Below are 19044 nucleotides of genomic sequence, written 5' to 3'. Positions count from 1 at the left end.
TCTGCCCGGAAATTGCATTCCTCATTCGGCATATGGTCAGGCGTTCAGAACCTCCGCCAGGAACTTGCCGGTGTAGCTCACCTCCGCGACAGCGACCTGTTCCGGGGTTCCCGTGGCGATGATTTCACCACCGCCGGACCCACCGTCCGGGCCGAGGTCGATCACCCAGTCCGCACTCTTGATCACGTCGAGGTTGTGTTCAATGGTGATGACGGTGTTTCCCTTGTCCACAAGCCCCTGCAGGACCTGCAGCAACTTGCGGATGTCCTCGAAGTGCAGCCCTGTCGTGGGTTCATCGAGGACATAAACGCTGCGTCCATTCGAGCGCTTCTGCAGCTCGCTGGCCAGCTTCACGCGTTGGGCTTCACCACCGGAGAGGGTTGTGGCGGGCTGCCCGAGGCGGACATATCCCAGACCGACATCCACCAGGGTGGTGAGGTGGCGCGCTATCGGGGTGAAGGCTGCGAAGAACTCCGCTGCTTCCTCGATCGGCATGTCCAGCACATCGGCGATCGTCTTGCCCTTGTAGTGAACCTCAAGTGTTTCCCTGTTGTACCGCGCGCCCTGGCACACCTCGCAGGGCACGTAGACATCGGGCAGGAAGTTCATTTCGATCTTCAGCGTGCCGTCCCCCGAGCACGCCTCACACCGGCCGCCCTTGACGTTGAAGGAGAACCTGCCCGGCAGATAGCCGCGGACCTTCGCCTCCGTTGTCTCGGCGAACAGCTTTCGGATGTTGTCGAAGACCCCGGTGTAGGTAGCGGGATTCGAGCGCGGGGTCCTGCCGATGGGGCCCTGATCAACGTGGATGACCTTGTCCAGGTGTTGCAGCCCATCGATTCTGCGGTGGCGTCCGGCCACCTGCTTTGCGCCGTTGAGTTTGTTGGCAAGCACCTTGTACAGGATCTCGTTCACGAGCGTGGACTTGCCCGACCCGCTGACGCCGGTCACCGCGGTCAGAACTCCCAGGGGGAAGGTCGCATCCACGCCCTTCAGGTTATGTTCGCGGGCGCCCACAACTTTGAGTTGGCGGGAGCGGTCAATCTTGCGGCGTTTGGCCGGCATCTCGATCTTCCGCCGCCCTGAAAGATAGTCGCCGGTGATGGACCTCTCGTTCAGGAGGAGATCCTCGAGAGAGCCGGAGTGGACAACCTCCCCGCCGTGTTCCCCTGCACCCGGTCCGATGTCGACGATCCAGTCTGCCTCGTTGATGGTGTCTTCATCGTGTTCCACCACGATCAACGTGTTGCCCAGGTTACGCAGCCGGGTAAGGGTTTCGATGAGACGCCGGTTGTCCCGCTGGTGGAGGCCGATGGAGGGTTCATCAAGGACGTACAGCACGCCCACCAGACCGGAGCCGATCTGGGTGGCAAGGCGGATCCGCTGCGCCTCGCCGCCCGAGAGGGTTCCTGCTGCCCGTTCAAGGTTCAGGTATTCGAGCCCGACATCGAGCAGAAACCGCAGCCGCGCCTGGATCTCCTTGAGGACCTGGGAGGCAATCTGCGCCTCGCGCCCCGTGAGGACGAGGTTATTCAGGAAGTCACTGCACTCGCGCATAGGCAGAGCGGCTACTTCGGCGATGGACCGCCCGTTGATCAGTACGGACAGCGATGCCGGATTGAGGCGTGCTCCACCGCATTCCGGGCAGGGAATCTGCCGCATGTATTCCTCGTAGCGGTCCCGCGCGTAGTCGGACTCCGTCTCGAGGTGCTTGCGGTGGATGTACTGGACAGCGCCCTCGAAGCCCGTGCTGTACTTCCGCTCGCGGCCGAAACGGTTGCGGTACTGCACCACTACCTTGTGGTCCTTGCCATACAGTGCGGCGTCCCGGGCATGCGCCGGCAGCTTCTTCCAGGGGGTGTCCATGGAGAAGTCGAGTTCCTTCGACAGTCCCTCGAGCAGGCGTGTCCAGTACTCGAGCGTTGCTGTACCCAGTGCCCATGGGGCGATGGCTCCCTCGCCGAGGGCGAGGTCCGGGTTGGGAACGACGAGTTCTTCATCCACCTCGAGTTTGGTGCCGATGCCGGTGCACGCGGGGCACGCGCCGAAGGGATTGTTGAAGGAGAACGACCGTGGCTCGATCTCGTCGATCGCAAGTGGGTGCTCGTTGGGACATGCCAGATTCTCCGAAAAGGCGCGCAGCCGGAGCGGGTCCCCGGACTCCAGGTCAACGAAGTCAGCCAGTACGCGCCCCTCGGCGAGGTTGAGCGCCGTTTCAATTGAATCGGTGAGCCGTTGCCGGACACCGCCCTTGATGACCAGGCGGTCGACAACCACCTCGATGGTGTGTTTGAACTGCTTGCCCAGTTTGGGCGGATCAGTCAGCTGAACAAGATCTCCGTCCACGCGGGCACGGGAATAACCCTTTGCAGCCAAGTCCTGGAAGAGATCGACGAACTCACCTTTACGGCCGCGCACCACGGGCGCGAGGACCTGAAAACGGGTACCCTCGTCCAGCTCGATGAGCTGGTCGACAATCTGCTGCGGCGTCTGCTTGATGACGGCCTCGCCGCATACCGGGCAGTGCGGCCTGCCGACGCGGGCCCATAGCAGCCGCATGTAATCGTAAATCTCTGTAATGGTACCGACGGTGGACCGCGGGTTCTTGCTCGTGGACTTCTGGTCGATCGATACCGCGGGTGAGAGGCCCTCGATGAAATCCACGTCAGGCTTGTCCACCTGCCCGAGGAACTGCCGGGCGTAGGCGGAGAGCGACTCGACGTAGCGGCGCTGTCCCTCGGCAAAGATGGTGTCGAAAGCCAGGGAAGACTTGCCGGAGCCGGAGAGTCCGGTGAAGACGATCATCGCGTCCCGCGGCAGGTCCAGATCGACGTTGCGCAGGTTGTGTTCCCTTGCACCCTTGACAATGAGCCGCGAAAGATCCTGGGGCAGCTTGTCAGGGTTGGAGAGACCGGAATCCACGGAGGTTGCTATAGACACCATTACACTTTAGGGGAAACGCCGTTCGAAGACATATTCGAACGCGGGTTTTCGCGGCGTGTCGGGCTGAATGTTCACCGACGGCGCAGAGCCGCACGCAGGTAGGAGACTGCTTCTTCCTCCGTAAGCCCATTCGCCTTGATGAGCCTGGCATATTCCGCGGCTCCCTCCGCGGCCTTGCGCCGTGCTTCATCCCCCGCGGCCGCCACCACCGTACCGGCGCGCGAACGGGTGACGACAATGCGTGCCTGTTCCAGTTCGCGGTACGCGCGGGCCACGGTGTTGACAGCTACACCCAGATGACCGGCAAGGGTACGGACAGGAGGAAGTCGTGTACCCACCGGGAGCGAGCCGTCATTTGCAGCGTCCAGGATCTGTACTCGCAACTGCTCGTACGGCGGCACAGAGCTGGCCGGATCGATCCGCAGCCACGCCGATACATCAGAATTCACGGTGCGCGCTCCTGGACGACAGTGGAAGGGTGCTCACATTCTGCCACGCGGTGTGCAGCATCACCATCGGCACTAGGGTTGGACCATGTATGACCTCACCGACGTGACCATCCGTTCCTGCTCAGTCAGCGAAATGGACAACAACGTCTACCTCATTACCGCGAAGACCACCGGCGCCCAGGTTCTCATCGACGCAGCCGACGACGCTCGGGCCATCGAACGCCTGCTTGCCGACGGCGCTCAGGACACCGGCGTCCCCGCCAAGCTCGCCCTTGTCATCACCACGCACTCGCACTGGGATCATGTGCGTGCGCTGGCAGAGGTTGTACGTGCCACAGGAGCCCGAACTGCTGCCGGCGCCGACGATGTTGATGACATCGCAGTCCCCACCGACGTCCCACTCGCCCATGGTGATGTGGGCACCTTTGACGGCTTCACCCTGGAAGCAATCTCGCTACGCGGACACACTCCCGGGTCCATCGCGCTGGCGTACCGGGACCCGAGCGGTCCCGTGCACCTGTTCACCGGCGATTCCCTCTTCCCGGGCGGCGTTGGGAACACGGGCGGAGACGCGCAGCGTTTCGAGTCCCTTTACTCCGACGTGGTTGAGCGCATCTTCAACACGTTCGACGACGATACGATCGTGCATCCCGGTCATGGGAAGCCGACCACCCTCGGTGCGGAGCGGCCGTCCCTCGCCCAGTGGCGTTCACGCGGCTGGTGAGATGCCAGTGCTCGATCTGGTGCCCACAGCGAAGATCCGCCTGAACGCAAGCAGCGTGCCGCCGTCCGGCTCCGGCGGGTACGCCGCGGAAAGCATTGCGGCGTAGGTGCGCTCAAACTCTGCTGCGTCAGCAGCCGGAAGGGCTGCAAGAATCGGCCGCAGCCCGGTGCCGCGCACCCATTCCAGCACCGGATCCGCTCCGGTGAGCAGATGCTGGTAGGTGGTCTCCCAGATATCGGCCTCCAAACCGGCCCCGCGCAGGAGCCGGTGGTAGTCCTCCGGTGGGCTGACGACGTCGTCGTGCCTCAGGATAGAGCCCAGTTGCTGACACCAGCGCTCGGACTCCGCCAGCCTGCGCATCAGCACGTGGGAGGGCGCCGAGAAGTTGCCCGGAACCTGGAACGCCAGGCAGGCTCGCTCCTCAAGTGCGGCGGCCCACCGCGCCAGCAACGTCTGATGATCGGGCACCCACTGCAGGACGGCGTTGGAAACGACGACGTCGGTGCCCGCCTCCGGCGTCCAGTCCCGGACATCTCCCGGCACAAACGCGAGGTTGGCCGGGGTGTCTTCCAGACTCCGGGCTCGCTCGACCATCTCAGGAGACGAATCGATGCCGAGCACCTCTGCCTCCGGCCATCTGCGTGCGAGAACGACGGTGAGTTCACCTGGCCCGCAGCCCAGGTCGACGATCCTCCTTGGAGCCGGGTGGTCGATGCGGCCGACCAGGTCGAAGAACGGGCGCGCCCGGTGATCGGAAAAGGCGGCGTACTGTGCGGGGTCCCAGCGCATCGGCCAAGCATATCGCGGGCCCTCAACGGATAGGCTGGGAGGACATGAACATCCAGGAGCACCTCCCCCAGATCGAGCGCCAAGGCACACTCGACGCTGACGCCGTGTACACGGCCTTCCATTCGTGGTCCGCGAGCACCGGGCTCACCCTGTATCCCGCACAGGACGAGGCCGTTCTTGAGCTCATATCGGGCAACAACGTAATCCTCGCGACCCCCACGGGATCCGGAAAGTCGCTGGTGGCCGTCGCCGCGCATTTCCACGCTGTCGCTGAAGGGCGCAGGAGCTACTACACAGCGCCTATCAAAGCGCTGGTCTCGGAGAAGTTCTTTGCGCTGTGCGCCATCTTCGGGGCCGAGAATGTCGGCATGGTGACCGGTGATTCCGCAGTGAACCAGGACGCTCCAATCATCTGTTGCACCGCGGAGATCCTCGCGAACATTGCCCTGCGTGAGGGCGCTAGGGCCGATGTCGGCACCGTCGTCATGGACGAGTTTCACTTCTACGCTGATCCTCAGCGCGGCTGGGCCTGGCAGGTTTCGCTGCTTGAGCTGCCGCAGGCCCAATTCCTCCTGATGTCCGCGACTCTCGGCGACGTCGAGCGCTTTGAGAAAGACCTGACGGAACGTACCGGCCGTTCAACGGTTCTTGTCAGCTCCGGTGACCGGCCGATCCCACTCAACTTCTACTACTCTGAAGACCCCCTCCAGGAAGCGCTCGAGGAATTACTCTCAACCCACCAGGCCCCCGTGTACGTAGTGCACTTCAGCCAGGCGGAAGCCATCGAGCGCGCGCAAAATCTGATGAGCATCAACGTGTGCACGCGTGAGGAGAAAGACAGGATCGCGGCGCTCATTGCCAGCTTCCGGTTCTCTTCCGGGTTCGGCAAAACGCTGAACCGGCTGGTACGCCACGGAATCGGCGTGCACCACGCCGGCATGCTGCCGAAGTATCGGCGCCTGGTGGAGCAGCTTGCCCAGGCGGGCCTGCTGAAGGTGATCTGCGGTACCGACACCCTGGGTGTGGGCATCAACGTGCCGATCCGAACCGTCATGCTGACAGCCCTCAGCAAATACGACGGCGTCCGCACCCGACCACTCAACGTACGCGAATTCCACCAGATCGCCGGCCGGGCGGGGCGTGCCGGCTACGACACGTCCGGCACGGTGGTGGTTCAGGCCCCGGATCACGTCGTGGAGAACACCAAAGCCATGGCGAAGGCGGTCGCGAAGTTCGGTGACGACCAGAAAAAGCTGCGTCAGGTGGTGCGCAAGAAGCCGCCGCAGGGGTTCGTGTCCTGGGGCAAACCCACCTACGACCGCCTGGTCGAGGGCACTCCGGAGCCGCTGGCCTCCAGCTTTGCCGTCAGCCACTCGATGCTGCTCAACCTGCTTGAACGGCCCGGCGATCCGCTGCATGCCGTCCAGAACCTGCTGCGGAACAACCACGAACCGCAGGCGCGGCAGTTCGCCCACCTCCGGCGGGCAATCAGCATCTATCGGGAGCTGGTGACCGCGGGTATCGTTGAGCGGCTTGCCGAACCGGATGAGGAAGGCAGGACGGTGCGGCTGCGGGTTCACCTGCAGGCCAACTTCGCACTGAATCAGCCGCTGTCCCCGTTCGCGCTCGCAAGTCTTGAGCTCCTCGACCCGGAGAGTCCTGCCTATGCGCTTGACGTCGTCTCCGTGATCGAAGCCACCCTCGAAAAGCCGCGACAGGTACTCAGCGCCCAGGAAAAGAAGGCACGCGGCGAAGCTGTCGCCGCCATGAAGGCGGACGGCCTCGACTACGACCAGCGGATGGCCCGGCTTGAGGAGATTTCGTATCCACAGCCGCTGGCTGAGCTCCTGCAGCACGCCTTCGACACCTACCGTTCAGGTGCTCCATGGCTCGGCGATTTCGAGCTCACGCCCAAATCCGTGGTGCGGGATATGTACGAGCGGGCCATGAACTTCGGCGAGTACGTTGCGTTCTACTCCCTCGCGCGGTCGGAGGGAATCCTCCTGCGATACCTTGCCGACTGCTTCAAGGCACTGCGCCAGACAGTCCCGCGGGACGCCCTCCGGGAAGACCTGACCGACATCATCGAATGGCTCGGCGAAATGATCCGTCAGGTGGACTCGAGCCTGCTTGACGAATGGGAGCAGTTGGCGGCCGGCGCTGCCTCGTCCGATACCGGAACTGTCGATCTGCCGCCGGAGCCGGATTCGGTCACGTCGAATGAGCGTGCATTCCGGGTAATGGTGCGCAACGAGATGTTCCAGCGCGTTCAGCTGTTCGCTGACGAGGATGAGGAAGCACTCGGCCGGCTGGACGAGTCATCGGGCTGGAACGCGGCGCGCTGGGCCGAGGCCATGGACGGATACTTCGACGCCCATGATGACATCGACGACGGCCCGAACGCACGCGGTCCGGCGCTGCTCATCATCAAGCAATTTCCGGACCGCTGGGAAGTACGGCAGATTTTCAAGGACCCGTCCGGCGACCAGGACTGGGGCATCAACGCGGTGGTGGATCTGGCAGCCTCCGACGACGCCGGCTTCCCCGTTCTCGCCATCACGTCGGTTGGCGGTCCCTGATCCTACTAGGCTTGGAAACCATGACTCCCATCCGCGAAGCACGCCGGGACGACGTGCCCACCATCCTGCAACTGATCCACGACCTCGCGGTCTATGAAAAGGAACCGGACGCCGTGCGCAACACGGTGGAAGGGCTCGAGGAAGCCCTCTTCGGTCCCAACCCGCGAATCTTCGCCCATATCGCTGAGGACGACGGCGGTGTTCAGGGATTCGCTCTCTGGTTCCTGAATTACTCCACGTGGGAAGGTGTCCACGGCATCTACCTCGAGGATCTTTATGTTCGCCCGGAAGCCCGGGGTTCGGGTTACGGGAAGGCACTGCTCCAGACGCTCGCGGGCATTGCTGCCGAACGGGGCTATGCCCGGGTGGAATGGTCAGTGCTCAACTGGAATGAACCGTCCATTCAGTTCTACCGGAGCCTCGGTGCCCAGGCGCAGGACGAGTGGTCAACCTTCAGGCTGACAGGAGCACCGCTGGCCGCCTTCGCTGGAACCGGCGCGTGAGCTCCGCGGCGCACCACACCGGACCGACGCACGTAATGCGCGGTGTCCGAAGCACCGCCCACCGTTTCCGGGTTCCGCTCGACCACAAGGATCCAGCTGGAGAGCACATCTCCCTCTTCGCCCGGGAATACAGTTCCACGGACCACTCCGACGCCGACGCTGCCCGGCTTCCCTGGCTGCTGTTCCTGCAGGGCGGGCCCGGTGTGCGCGGCAACCGCACCACGCAGCTGTCCGGATGGATGAAGGCAGCCGCCAGGGACTTCCGGATCCTGATGCTGGACCAGCGGGGCACGGGCTTCTCCACGCCGGCCGATTCGGTGACCCTGCCGCAACGTGGCACCCCTGCTGAGCAGGCCGCGTACCTGCGGCATTTCCGTGCTGATTCCATCGTCGCCGACGCTGAGCTGATGCGTGCCGCGCTGGGCTCGGCGCCGTGGACAGTGTTCGGGCAAAGCTTCGGCGGATTCTGCACACTCTCCTACCTTTCCCTGGCGCCCGAGGGAATGGACCGTGCCCTGATCACCGGCGGGCTGGCGCCCCTTGCAGGGCCTCCGGAGGGCGTCTACCGCTCAACTTTCAGGCGGGTGGCGGCGCGCAATGCCGAATACTTCACCCGCTACCCCGAGGACAGGGCAGCCGTCACGCGCATTATGCGGCACCTGGATCGGGTGGAGGAGTTCCTGCCCACCGGTGAGCGCCTGACTCCGCAGCGTTTCCAGATGGTCGGCTCATTCCTGGGTGGTAACACCCGGGTCGATGCGCTGCACTATTTGCTGGAGGATGCCTTCGCTGATGCTTCCGGCGCGGATCGCCTCTCCCCCGTCTTCCTCGACCAGCTCCCGGCGGTCGTGAGCAGGCGCTCGAATCCGCTCTATGCGCTCCTCCACGAATCCATCTACTGTCAGGGCGAGGCCTCCAACTGGGCTGCCCTGCGCGTGCTGGCGCAATTTCCCGAGTTTGCACCCGATGCCCCTGACCCACTGCTCACCGGAGAGATGGTCTACCCCTGGTACTTCGATGAGGACCCTTCATTGGTTCCGCTGAAGGAAACGGCTGAGCTGATCGCCGCTGTGGACGATTGGGGCCCGCTGTACGACGTGCAGCAGCTGGCCGCCAATACCGTTCCGGCTGCCGCAGCAGTCTATAGCGACGACATCTACGTGGACCGGGACTTATCCCTTGAGACAGCAGTCTCGGTCCGGGGCCTGCAGGTGTGGGAGACCGCTGACTTCCACCACGACGGAATTTCCGACGACGGCGATGCCATCTTCTCGCGCCTGCTCGCGATGACCCGCACGGCCTAGAGTCTCCTTCAACGCCGAAGGCGCCGGTCCTGCACAGCAGGACCGGCGCCTTTCGCGCTGCTACTCAGCCGCGCTGTTGTTAAGCTGCGTTCAGGACTCCGGACCGCCGGTGCGCGCCCGCTCGGCGTCGGCAGCGAGTTCCGCGTCGAGCTTTGCACGCTTGCCGGCCGGGCTTAGCAGGCTCGCAATGACGGCGATGACGATTGTCGCGACAATGAATGCCAGTGAAACGAACGTCGGAATCACGGGAGCCCATTCAATGTGCTGGCCGCCGTTGATGAACGGCAGTTCATTTTCATGCATCGCGTGCAGGATCAATTTCACGCCAATGAAGGCAAGGATGATCGAGAGCGCGTGCTTGAGGAAGACCAGGCGGGTCATCAGACCGCCCAGCAGGAAGTAGAGCTGGCGCAGCCCCATCAGCGCGAAGAGGTTCGCCGTGAACACGATGAACGCGCTTTCGGTCAGTCCGAAGATGGCAGGGATGGAATCCACCGCGAACAGCAGGTCGGTCAGGCCGATTGTGATGAACACGATCAGCATGGGGGTAAAGACCTTCTTGCCGTCCACCACGGTGCGGATCTTGCCGCCGTCGTAGTGCTCGGACATGGGAAGCACACCGCGCAGCTTGGTGATGAGCTTGTTCTCTTTGTCCTCTTCCTCCTCGCCCGAATCCTTTGCCTGGTGGTAGGCGGTCCATAGGAGGAAGGCACCGAAGATGTAGAAGATCCAGGAGAAGTTGCTGATCAGCGCAGCGCCGAGCAGAATGAAAATTCCACGCAGGATCAGCGCGATGATGATGCCCACCATCAGCACTTCCTGCTGGTATTTCCTCGGTACGGAGAACCTAGCCATGATGATGATGAAGACGAAGAGGTTATCGATGCTCAGGCTGTACTCGGTTACCCAGCCTGCGACGAATTGACCTCCGTATTCAGGGCCTGTGACAGCAAACATGACGGCCGCAAAGACCAGTGCAAGCCCCACATAGAACGCAACCCAGAGGCCGGCCTCCTTCATGGAGGGCTCGTGCGGACGCTTCACGACGAGAAGAAGGTCCAGCAGGAGGATTATTCCCAGGACGACAAAGGTGCCTATTTCAAAGGCAAGGGGCAGTTCAAGCACAAGGGTCCCTTTCGAAGGTACAACGGAATTTCGCAAGTCTCTCCGTCGCAACCAAGTGTGCGACCGCTACGCCCGGCCGGCCGTCGTCGGCCTGCGTGTTGACGTTCGTAGCGCGAAAGGATACTCCCCTACGTTCCTTCCATCGTACCCGCGTTCGGAACGGAAGGGGAACGTGGAGCGGCTCAGGGATGGTGCGCGGCCAAGGCCGCAACGTGCGCCACAATCCCCGGCTCGGTCCAGTAGTCACTGTGGCTGCGTACGATTCCATCGGCGCGCGGGTCCGGCAGTTCACGGTTGACGGCGTGCGGAATGGGAAACCCGACCGGGTCGGTATCCCGCCAGAAATTGGTCCAGGTCCGTGTGCCGTCCGCAACGTCGGCGAGCAGTTCCGGTGAAAAGGTACGAGGGAAGAACGCTGCGTACACGGACCCGATGGGCGAGCCGGACGTGACGAGGTGCGGATGCGCTTCCGCCATCCGTAAGCGGGCTACGAGCCACGCGCAGAGCACCGATCCTTGGCTGTGCGCCACGAGCACCACCTCGCCCCCGGAGTGGCGGTTCGTCAGTTCGGCGATACCTGCAACGGCCGCGTCCCGGTAGGACGATCCCGCCAGCGGGTGGTCGCGGACGGGCCAGAAGCCTGCGACGTCGGCAATCTTGCCCAGTACCTCCCGCAGGGTCCGGAGCTGCCCGAGCAAGACCACCAGCACCACCACCGCCCCGGCGATCTGCAGCAGCAGGATGGCCAGAGCCAGCCACGGGCCGCCGAGCCTGCCCTCGCCGAGGGCAACCGCCGTCGTCATCGTCATCAGTGCCAGTACCACGGCGAACGGGAGGATCCGGGGCAGCAGTCGCGGTGCCGCTGCACAGACATCATGCCACCAGCGCCCGCGCGCGGCCTTGCCGCGGGTCACCGGCGGCAGCCCCAGCCCCCGCTCCATGGCCAGCACGACGGCGGTAGCCACCAGCGCAGCCGCCGCGGCGATAAGCGCGAGGAACGGGAAGAGATCGAGTCGGCTGTCCCCGGGATCGACCGGATTGTCGTAGGAAAGCAGGATGCCGGAATGCGGTTGGGGCACACGAACCCGGCCAAACAGGCCGGTGATGTAGCCGAGCAGGTTGTCGAGGAGCATGCGGACAAGCGCAGTGACCGCGTGCATGAGGGGTAGGGACACGGCAAGCAGGACGCCCGCAGCAGCAAGCGGGGCGTTGGGACTGCTGCCGTTGTGAATACCGGCGTTGCTGCGGATGGCCAGCACCAGAGCCACGAGAAACCCGATGGCGATACTGAGTGCTATCCACAGGGCCATCGCGTCGAGCCGCGAGGCACCCCCCGGTATGGGGGTGGAGGGCCATCCCCGGTGGAGAAGCTGGGCCGGCGGCGCGACGCTCAGCAGGACACCGCTGCAGACCACGACTGCCGCATGAGCCAGCGGCAGTAATTGGCGGCGATGTTGCTCAGACTGCGCCATCACCACGGTCCGGTACCGGTACGTCAACCACGCGGTGAGCAGGCAGGCAGCGATTAGCGGGACCGCTCGCAGCGTAGGCGGCGGAAGGCTCACGTAGCGCAGGACGGTCTCGCCGAGCACGATCAGCCAGGCAAGCTGCGACAAGGTGAGAATTACTGCGATTACCCCGACGAGTGTTCGCAGAAGTGCGGCCCGCGCAGCACCGGCGCCGGCCGGTTCCATCCGTCCGGCCACGTTCGCCATCGTGAAAGGGAACGCGAGATACCACAGGAAGCCTGCTTGTTTCCTGCGGGAACGCGACCAGTTGACGATGCGCAGCCGGTGGTTCGGCAGCGGAGGCGTGGCAACCTGGACCCACGCATTCAGCGGCTTCTGAACGGGCAGCCCGAGACTGGTGTAGTACTCATGATCCCCGATGCCGTGGACCCGGATCTCAGTAAATGACCCACTGCCGGCGCCGCCCTGTTCCGGCATGGATCAGGCGTGCCCGGCTGACTGCATCTGCCGCAGCTCCTTCTTGAGGTCTCCTACCTCATCACGCAAACGCGCTGCGAGCTCAAACTGGAGCTCTTCTGCCGCGGCATGCATTTGGGCGGTGAGCTGGCTAATCAGGTCTGTAAGGTCCTCTGCGGGGACCGCGGCCAGACCGTCATGCCGGATCGCTGAACCCTTGCCCTTCCCCTTGCCCTTGGCGGACTTCGCCGTCTTCTCCAGCAGCGCACGGGTATCGGCGTCTTCGCGGGCAATGGTGTCCGTGATGTCCGCGATGCGCTTGCGCAACGGTTGCGGATCCACGCCATGCTTGGTGTTGTAGGCCACCTGAATTTCACGACGGCGGTTGGTTTCCTCGATTGCCTTGGCCATCGAATCGGTGATCCTGTCCGCATACATGTGCACCTCGCCGGACACGTTACGGGCAGCACGGCCAATGGTCTGGATCAGCGATGTCGAACTGCGGAGGAAGCCCTCCTTGTCTGCATCGAGGATGCTTACCAGGGAGACCTCCGGAAGGTCCAGGCCTTCCCGCAACAGGTTGATACCGACCAGCACGTCGAAAGTGCCCATCCGGAGCTCACGCAGGAGCTCCACGCGGCGCAGGGTGTCGACATCGGAGTGCAGGTACTCGACCTTTACTCCGTGCTCAAGCAGATAACCGGTGAGGTCTTCCGCCATCCGCTTGGTCAGCGTGGTGACCAGGACGCGCTCGTTCCGCTCCACCCGGATCTGGATTTCTCCGAGCAAGTCGTCGATCTGCCCCTTGCTGGGCTTGATGATGACTTCCGGGTCCACCAGGCCGGTGGGCCGGATGATCTGCTGGACGTAGCCGTCTGACTTGCTGAGCTCATATTTTCCGGGCGTAGCCGACAGGTAGACGGTCTGGCCGATCCGCTCCAGGAACTCATCCCATTTCAGCGGCCGGTTGTCCATGGCGGACGGCAGGCGGAAACCATGATCCACCAGCGTGCGTTTACGGGACATATCTCCCTCATACATGGCACCGATCTGCGGGATGGTCACGTGGGACTCGTCCACGACCAGCAGGAAGTCGTCTGGGAAATAGTCAAGCAGGCAGTGTGGTGCGGTGCCGCCGATCCGGCCGTCGATGTGGCGTGAGTAGTTCTCGATGCCGTTGCAGAATCCCATCTGCTGCATCATCTCGAGGTCATAGGTGGTGCGCATGCGCAGCCGCTGAGCCTCGACGAGTTTGTTCTGCGATTCCAGCTCCTGAAGGCGTTCCCGCAGTTCATCCTCGATCCTGGTGATTGCCCGGCCCATCCGTTCCGGTCCGGCCACATAATGCGAGGCCGGGAAGACGTACATCTCCGTCTCCTCCCGGATGACCTCGCCCGTCAGCGGGTGCAGCGTGTAGATGCGCTCCACCTCGTCACCGAAGAACTCGATCCGGATTGCCTGCTCCTCGTACATGGGAATGATCTCGACCGTATCTCCGCGCACCCGGAAGGTCCCGCGGTGGAAGTCCATGTCATTGCGCACGTATTGCATTGCGACGAACTGGCGCAGCAGGTCATCCCGGTTCATTTCCTGGCCGCGCCGGAGCGTGACCATGGCGGCAACATATTCTTCGGGAGTCCCGAGGCCGTAGATGCAGGAGACCGTCGCCACCACCACTACGTCCCGCCGGGTCAGGAGGGCGTTGGTGGCAGAGTGCCGGAGCCGCTCCACTTCCTCGTTGATCGAGGAGTCCTTCTCAATGAAGGTATCGGTCTGCGGAACGTAGGCTTCGGGCTGGTAGTAGTCGTAATAGGAAACAAAATATTCAACCGCGTTGTTGGGCAGCAGCTCGCGGAACTCGTTGGCGAGCTGCGCGGCGAGGGTCTTGTTCTGCACCATCACCAGGGTGGGCCGCTGCACCTGCTCGATAAGCCAGGCCGTGGTTGCACTCTTGCCGGTACCGGTGGCGCCGAGGAGCACGACATCCTTCTCGCCGGCATTGATGCGCTCGGACAGTTCCTTGATGGCAGTGGGCTGATCGCCGGCCGGCTGGTACTCACTGATCACTTCGAAAGGCGCGACAACACGGTTGATCTCCTGCGCAAGACTCATAGTCTTACGTTACCGTCCACCTGCGGACAACGACCGTCCGCAGAGGTGCTCTTTGCTGGAGGCTGAACGGACTGCTCAGCGTGGGAGGTACTGCTCGGGCGACCAGCCGGCGTCGTTCTTCCAGGTGGTCAACCTGGGCGCAGCGAACGTGGTGAACCAATCCTCCTTGCGGGCGGCATAGCCGGCGATGGTGGCGTCGTCGCGGTGGATTGCGGCGCACCGTTCCTTCTCGGCCGCGTAGGCCGCGAGCATGTCCGGATTGGTTCGCAGCCAGTCGCGGAATGCCAGGGCGTACTCCCAGCCCGGTGAACCCGCCACACGGACGTGCAGGTTGACTGGACGCCCCGGATCAGCGTTGCAGTGCAGCCGCTTCTGCCACTTCTCGGGTTCCGGTACTTCCGCGGTGGGAGTGTCCTGCCAGATACCGGGAAGGCGTGGAAACCCCGCTTCAGCCAGACGGTCGGAAAGACCGTCGGCGTCGTGAAGGGAAGCCACTGTCAGCTGCAGGTCCAGAACGTCCTTCGCCGGAAGCCCGGGAACGGAGGTGGAACCGATGTGTTCCACGCCCAGGACGCGCGGATCCACCCGCGTCAACCGCCGGATGAGCAGTGAGGCCTGCCGGGGCCAGTCCCCATCCTGAACCAGCACCGGCCCGCCCTGCCGTGCTGCCCGCTGCCGCTGGTCAATGTTGCGGGCGAAAGGAAGTATCCGCCTCGCCCACAAATGCTTGACCGCAGCGGCCAGGTCCGCGGGGTTTCCTGCATTGTGCAGCACCACGTCGGCTGCGGCATTGCGCGTCGAGGAGTCAGCCTGAGCCCCGACGCGTCCCAGTGCCTCCTGCTTGGTCATCGCGCGGTTCTCCATCATGCGGCGCACGCGCGTCTGTTGAGGGGCATCAATGACAAGCACCAGATGGAAGCTGTCCTCCTGTCCTGTTTCCACCAGGAGCGGGATGTCATGCACGACGACGGCACCAGCGGCGGCCGCGCGGGCGGCAGCTTCTGCTTTGGCCGCCTCGCGCCGCACGCGCGGGTGGATGATCGCGTTCAGTCGTGCCCGCCCACCGGGATCGGCGAAGATCCGCGCACCGAGTGCCGGCCGGTCCAGCGAGCCGTCCGGTAGAAGCACTTCGCTTCCGAAGGCGTCCGCAACCTCCCGCAAACCCTCCGTGCCCGGCTCCACTACAGCCCGCGCAAGCTGGTCGGCGTCAATGAGGACCGCTCCGAGTTCCTGCAGCGTCGACGCTGCCAGAGATTTGCCTGCGGCGATTCCACCCGTCAATCCAACTCTCAGCATGAACTTAAGGCTACCGCCGTCGTTGGCTATTGGGAGCGCAGCGGCGCCCGGGATGCCTACACTTGGACGGTGAGTGAGACGGCGGGAACGGTAGCGCGCTACACCAGGATCGCCGGCCACCACCGACATGAGTTGGAGATCCGCCGCTCCCGCTTCATCAAAGTCCTGCATAGGGTGGAGACCGAAACTGATGTCGTGAATCTCATTCACGGCCCGCGACTGCAGGCCGGTTGGAGAATGAGTTGAGGCGAGCAGGCATGATCATTGCGGCGGTGGATTATGAAGGGACGTTCACCGGGCTGACCGTCGCGGTGCAGGACGACCACGCAGCGCTGGATGCATTCCAGGGCATGCTGGCGGGGAACACCGCGGGAGAGCTGGCTGCGGAACCTGCCGGCTGGGAGTGGGCGGACTGTGTCTGACTTCCCCTTCACAGAGCTGCGGCGCCGGCCGGATATCGAGGCGGACAACCTTTTTGCTTACGATGCCACCGACAGACTGCTCCTCGACACCATGGTGGAACACCTGCCCGCCAGCGGCGGTGTCGCGGTAGTAGGTGATACCCACGGCGCGCTGACGTTGGGCGCCCAACACAGGGGAGCGCGGAAAGTACACGTCCACCAGGACCCGATCACCAGCGAACGCGCGTTGGACGCTAACGCCGCCCTCCTCGGTTTATCAGGGGAGTATGCCTCCCACGCGCTGGGACCGGACCTGTTCGACGGCGCCACGCTGGTTCTGCTGCAGCTGCCACGTTCCCTGGAAGCACTCGAAGAGATTGCCTGGCACATCGCGGCCGCTGCCTCGCCCAACGTCACAGTGCTAGCGGGCGGCCGGGTGAAGCACATGACACCGGCCATGAACCAGATACTCGGCCGATACTTCGGGGCGGTAACAGCCGGCTTGGCGAGGCAGAAATCCCGCGTGCTCACCGCCACCGGTGCCCTGCCTGTCGGTGCCTGCCCTTTTCCCACCACGGCGGAGTACGACGTCGGCCTCCCCCGGCCGCTGCAGCTGCGGGCCTGCGGAGGCACCTTCGGCGGTGCCAAACTGGATCCAGGGACGCGGCTGCTGCTGCAGCACCTTCATCATGCGCCGCCAGCTGCATCCGCCGTGGACCTCGGCTGCGGGAACGGCACTATCGCGGCGTATCTTGCGCTCACCCGTCCGGCGCTCCAGGTCACAGCGACTGACACCTCGGCGGCCGCCGTTGCCGCCACCAGAGCCACAGCCGAGGCCAACGGTGTCAGCGGGCAGGTCGCCGTCGTGCGCGAAGATGGGTTGTCAGGACGATCCGACGCTGGAGACGAACTCATCGTCCTGAATCCGCCATTCCACTCCGGGCACACCGTACATGCGGGAATTGCGTTGAAGCTGTTCGCGGAGGCAGGGCGCGCACTGCGACCGGGCGGTGAGCTGTGGGCGGTGTGGAACAGCCATCTGCACTACCGGCAGGCGCTCGAGAGGCTTGTGGGCCCAACCAGGCAGGTGGCACGGGACCCCCGGTTCACGGTCACCGTGTCAACGCGTACACGTTAGTTCCGAGGTACGGTCCGATTAACCGTACGGTCCGGTTAACGCAGGAAGCTCCCGCCCAATGGGCGGGAGCTTCCTGCGTTGAAAGGACCTAGTTTCCGGTCAGCTTCTCACGGAGTGCTGCCAGCGCCTCGTCGGATGCGAGGGTACCGGTGCCGGCGCCCGCATTCGTTTCCGGAGCCGGCTCCGAGGAGTAGCTGGTCGTGCCGGAGTCTGCAGGCTCGTTAGCTGCAGCAGCGTCGTCGTTGGCGTGCTGCTCAACCTGCTTCTTGTGGGACTCCCAGCGGGACTGAGCCTCAGCGTACTGGGCTTCCCAGGCCGCGCGCTGCGTCTCGTAGCCTTCAAGCCACTCGTTGGACTCGGGATCGAAGCCCTCGGGGTATTTGTAGTTGCCCTCTTCGTCGTACTCAGCGGCCATGCCGTAGAGAGCCGGATCGAATTCGGTGCTGTCGGCGTCGACGCCCTCGTTGGCCTGCTTGAGGGACAGCGAGATGCGGCGGCGCTCGAGGTCGATGTCGATGACCTTGACGAACAGCTCATCACCTACGGAGACAACCTGCTCAGCCAGTTCAACGTGGCGGACAGCCAGCTCGGAGATGTGGACAAGGCCCTCGATGCCGTCTTCAACGCGTACGAAGGCGCCGAACGGAACCAGCTTGGTGACCTTACCCGGAACAACCTGGCCCAGCGCGTGAGTGCGGGCGAAGGTCTGCCACGGATCTTCCTGGGTGGCCTTGAGCGACAGCGAGACACGCTCGCGGTCCAGGTCAACCTCGAGAACCTCGACGGTTACTTCCTGACCAACCTCGACAACCTCGGACGGGTGGTCGATGTGCTTCCAGGACAGCTCGGAAACGTGAACCAGTCCATCTACGCCGCCCAGGTCCACGAAGGCACCGAAGTTGACGATGGAGGACACGACGCCTGGACGAACCTGGCCCTTTTCCAGCTTGTTGAGGAACGTGGAGCGAACCTCGGACTGGGTCTGCTCAAGCCAGGCACGGCGGGACAGCACAACATTGTTGCGGTTCTTGTCCAGCTCGATGATCTTGGCTTCGATCTGCTGACCGATGTACGGAGCGAGGTCGCGGACACGACGCATTTCCACAAGGGAAGCGGGGAGGAAGCCACGCAGGCCGATGTCGAGGATGAGACCACCCTTGACAACTTCGATGACCGTACCGGTGACGACGCCATCTTCTTCCTTGACCTTCTCGATGTCGCCCCAGGCGCGCTCGTACTGCGCACGCTTCTTGGAGAGGATGAGGCGGCCTTCTTTGTCTTCCTTGGTGAGGACAAGCGCTTCAACCTCGTCACCAACGGAGACCACGTCTCCCGGATCGACATCGTGCTTGATGGAAAGCTCGCGGGAAGGGATGACACCTTCGGTTTTGTAACCGATGTCGAGCAGGACTTCGTCGCGGTCAACCTTGACAACCGTTCCTTCGACGAGATCTCCGTCGTTGAAGTACTTGATGGTGGCGTCAATAGCTGCGAGGAAGTCCTCAGCGGTGCCGATGTCGTTGATAGCGACCTGCGGGGCACCTGGCTTCTCGGTGGTGGTGATGGTCATGTAGTTGGGGCTCCGTTGTGGATTATGAGTTGATCCGGACTCTTGCGGAACCCCGCGGAAAGGCACACCAAATATGTACCCACCGTGATGAGGAACCTGCCCGGATGCGGACAAATGGAAAATAAAAATATCGGATAAAGCTCATGCGGGACCCACCGTGCGTGGGACATGCTTACCCAGTCTAGC

14 protein-coding genes are annotated in these 19044 nt (G+C 63.5%); 6 read left to right on the top strand and 8 right to left on the bottom strand.

All coding sequences use genetic code 11. The features are described 5' to 3' along the window. Nucleotides 1–36 precede the first annotated feature (36 nt). Both uvrA and AC1MBU_RS09910 read right to left on the bottom strand, forming a co-directional pair. Nucleotides 37–2943, bottom strand: coding sequence for an excinuclease ABC subunit UvrA (uvrA, locus tag AC1MBU_RS09915; RefSeq protein ID WP_479787124.1), 2907 nt, complete (start codon nt 2941–2943; stop codon nt 37–39). A gap of 71 nt (nt 2944–3014) precedes the next feature. After that, on the bottom strand, nt 3015–3392 hold the full coding sequence (locus AC1MBU_RS09910; RefSeq protein ID WP_277357192.1) for a GntR family transcriptional regulator: 378 nt from the start codon (nt 3390–3392) through the stop codon (nt 3015–3017). An 85-nt stretch (nt 3393–3477) separates the two neighbouring features. On the opposite strand from AC1MBU_RS09910, the gene AC1MBU_RS09905 reads away from it, so the two are divergent. Next, the gene (locus AC1MBU_RS09905; protein ID WP_277357193.1) at nt 3478–4116 is read left to right on the top strand and encodes an MBL fold metallo-hydrolase; all 639 of its coding nucleotides are present in this window, start codon (nt 3478–3480) and stop codon (nt 4114–4116) included. Here AC1MBU_RS09905 and AC1MBU_RS09900 read toward each other — a convergent pair. Continuing rightward, entirely contained in the window at nt 4102–4905 is an 804-nt protein-coding gene (locus tag AC1MBU_RS09900; protein ID WP_346028291.1) for a trans-aconitate 2-methyltransferase, read from the bottom strand. The genes AC1MBU_RS09905 and AC1MBU_RS09900 overlap by 15 nt on opposite strands. 44 nt (nt 4906–4949) lie before the next feature. On the opposite strand from AC1MBU_RS09900, the gene AC1MBU_RS09895 reads away from it, so the two are divergent. From AC1MBU_RS09895 to AC1MBU_RS09885, 3 genes are read left to right on the top strand one after another with little or no spacing between them, the layout of a single operon-like run. Beyond that, complete coding sequence (locus AC1MBU_RS09895) at nt 4950–7484, top strand: DEAD/DEAH box helicase (protein ID WP_346028292.1); 2535 nt, start codon at nt 4950–4952, stop codon at nt 7482–7484. 20 nt (nt 7485–7504) lie between these two features. After that, nucleotides 7505–7987 carry a GNAT family N-acetyltransferase gene (locus AC1MBU_RS09890; RefSeq protein WP_056547526.1) on the top strand — a complete coding sequence of 161 codons (483 nt, stop codon included), beginning with the start codon at nt 7505–7507 and terminating at the stop codon, nt 7985–7987. Nucleotides 7988–8022: 35 nt separating this feature from the next. Then, nucleotides 8023–9291: an alpha/beta fold hydrolase gene (locus tag AC1MBU_RS09885; protein ID WP_471673574.1), complete on the top strand. Its 1269-nt coding sequence runs from the start codon at nt 8023–8025 to the stop codon at nt 9289–9291. 90 nt (nt 9292–9381) lie between these two features. Here AC1MBU_RS09885 and AC1MBU_RS09880 read toward each other — a convergent pair whose 3' ends face one another. The 4 genes from AC1MBU_RS09880 to coaE all read right to left on the bottom strand — a co-directional run bounded on the left by AC1MBU_RS09880 (nt 9382) and on the right by coaE (nt 15749). After that, a complete protein-coding gene (locus AC1MBU_RS09880) occupies nt 9382–10416 on the bottom strand; it encodes a TerC family protein (RefSeq protein WP_277357197.1) in 1035 nt (344 codons plus the stop codon). Nucleotides 10417–10598: 182 nt separating this feature from the next. Next, nucleotides 10599–12362 (bottom strand): hypothetical protein, encoded by a 1764-nt coding sequence (locus AC1MBU_RS09875; RefSeq protein WP_479787122.1) that lies wholly within the window; start codon nt 12360–12362, stop codon nt 10599–10601. Between the two features lie 3 nt (nt 12363–12365). Beyond that, nucleotides 12366–14453, bottom strand: coding sequence for an excinuclease ABC subunit UvrB (gene uvrB / locus AC1MBU_RS09870; RefSeq protein ID WP_056547518.1), 2088 nt, complete (start codon nt 14451–14453; stop codon nt 12366–12368). Between the two features lie 75 nt (nt 14454–14528). Then, nucleotides 14529–15749: a dephospho-CoA kinase gene (coaE, locus tag AC1MBU_RS09865; protein ID WP_479787120.1), complete on the bottom strand. Its 1221-nt coding sequence runs from the start codon at nt 15747–15749 to the stop codon at nt 14529–14531. A gap of 257 nt (nt 15750–16006) precedes the next feature. Here coaE and AC1MBU_RS09860 point away from each other — a divergent pair, with 257 nt between their 5' ends. After that, a complete protein-coding gene (locus AC1MBU_RS09860) occupies nt 16007–16171 on the top strand; it encodes a hypothetical protein (RefSeq protein ID WP_277357200.1) in 165 nt (54 codons plus the stop codon). Beyond that, on the top strand, nt 16164–17288 hold the full coding sequence (locus tag AC1MBU_RS09855; RefSeq protein WP_479787118.1) for a class I SAM-dependent methyltransferase: 1125 nt from the start codon (nt 16164–16166) through the stop codon (nt 17286–17288). Before AC1MBU_RS09860 ends, AC1MBU_RS09855 begins: the two co-directional genes overlap by 8 nt. Nucleotides 17289–17376: 88 nt before the next feature. Here AC1MBU_RS09855 and rpsA read toward each other — a convergent pair whose 3' ends face one another. Beyond that, complete coding sequence (rpsA, locus tag AC1MBU_RS09850) at nt 17377–18858, bottom strand: 30S ribosomal protein S1 (protein WP_056547515.1); 1482 nt, start codon at nt 18856–18858, stop codon at nt 17377–17379. Nucleotides 18859–19044 lie beyond the last annotated feature (186 nt).

Source organism: Arthrobacter sp. PTI12, from assembly GCF_056679915.1.
Note: the sequence above shows the minus strand (reverse complement) of the source record. Positions and strands in the feature narration are given on the sequence as shown.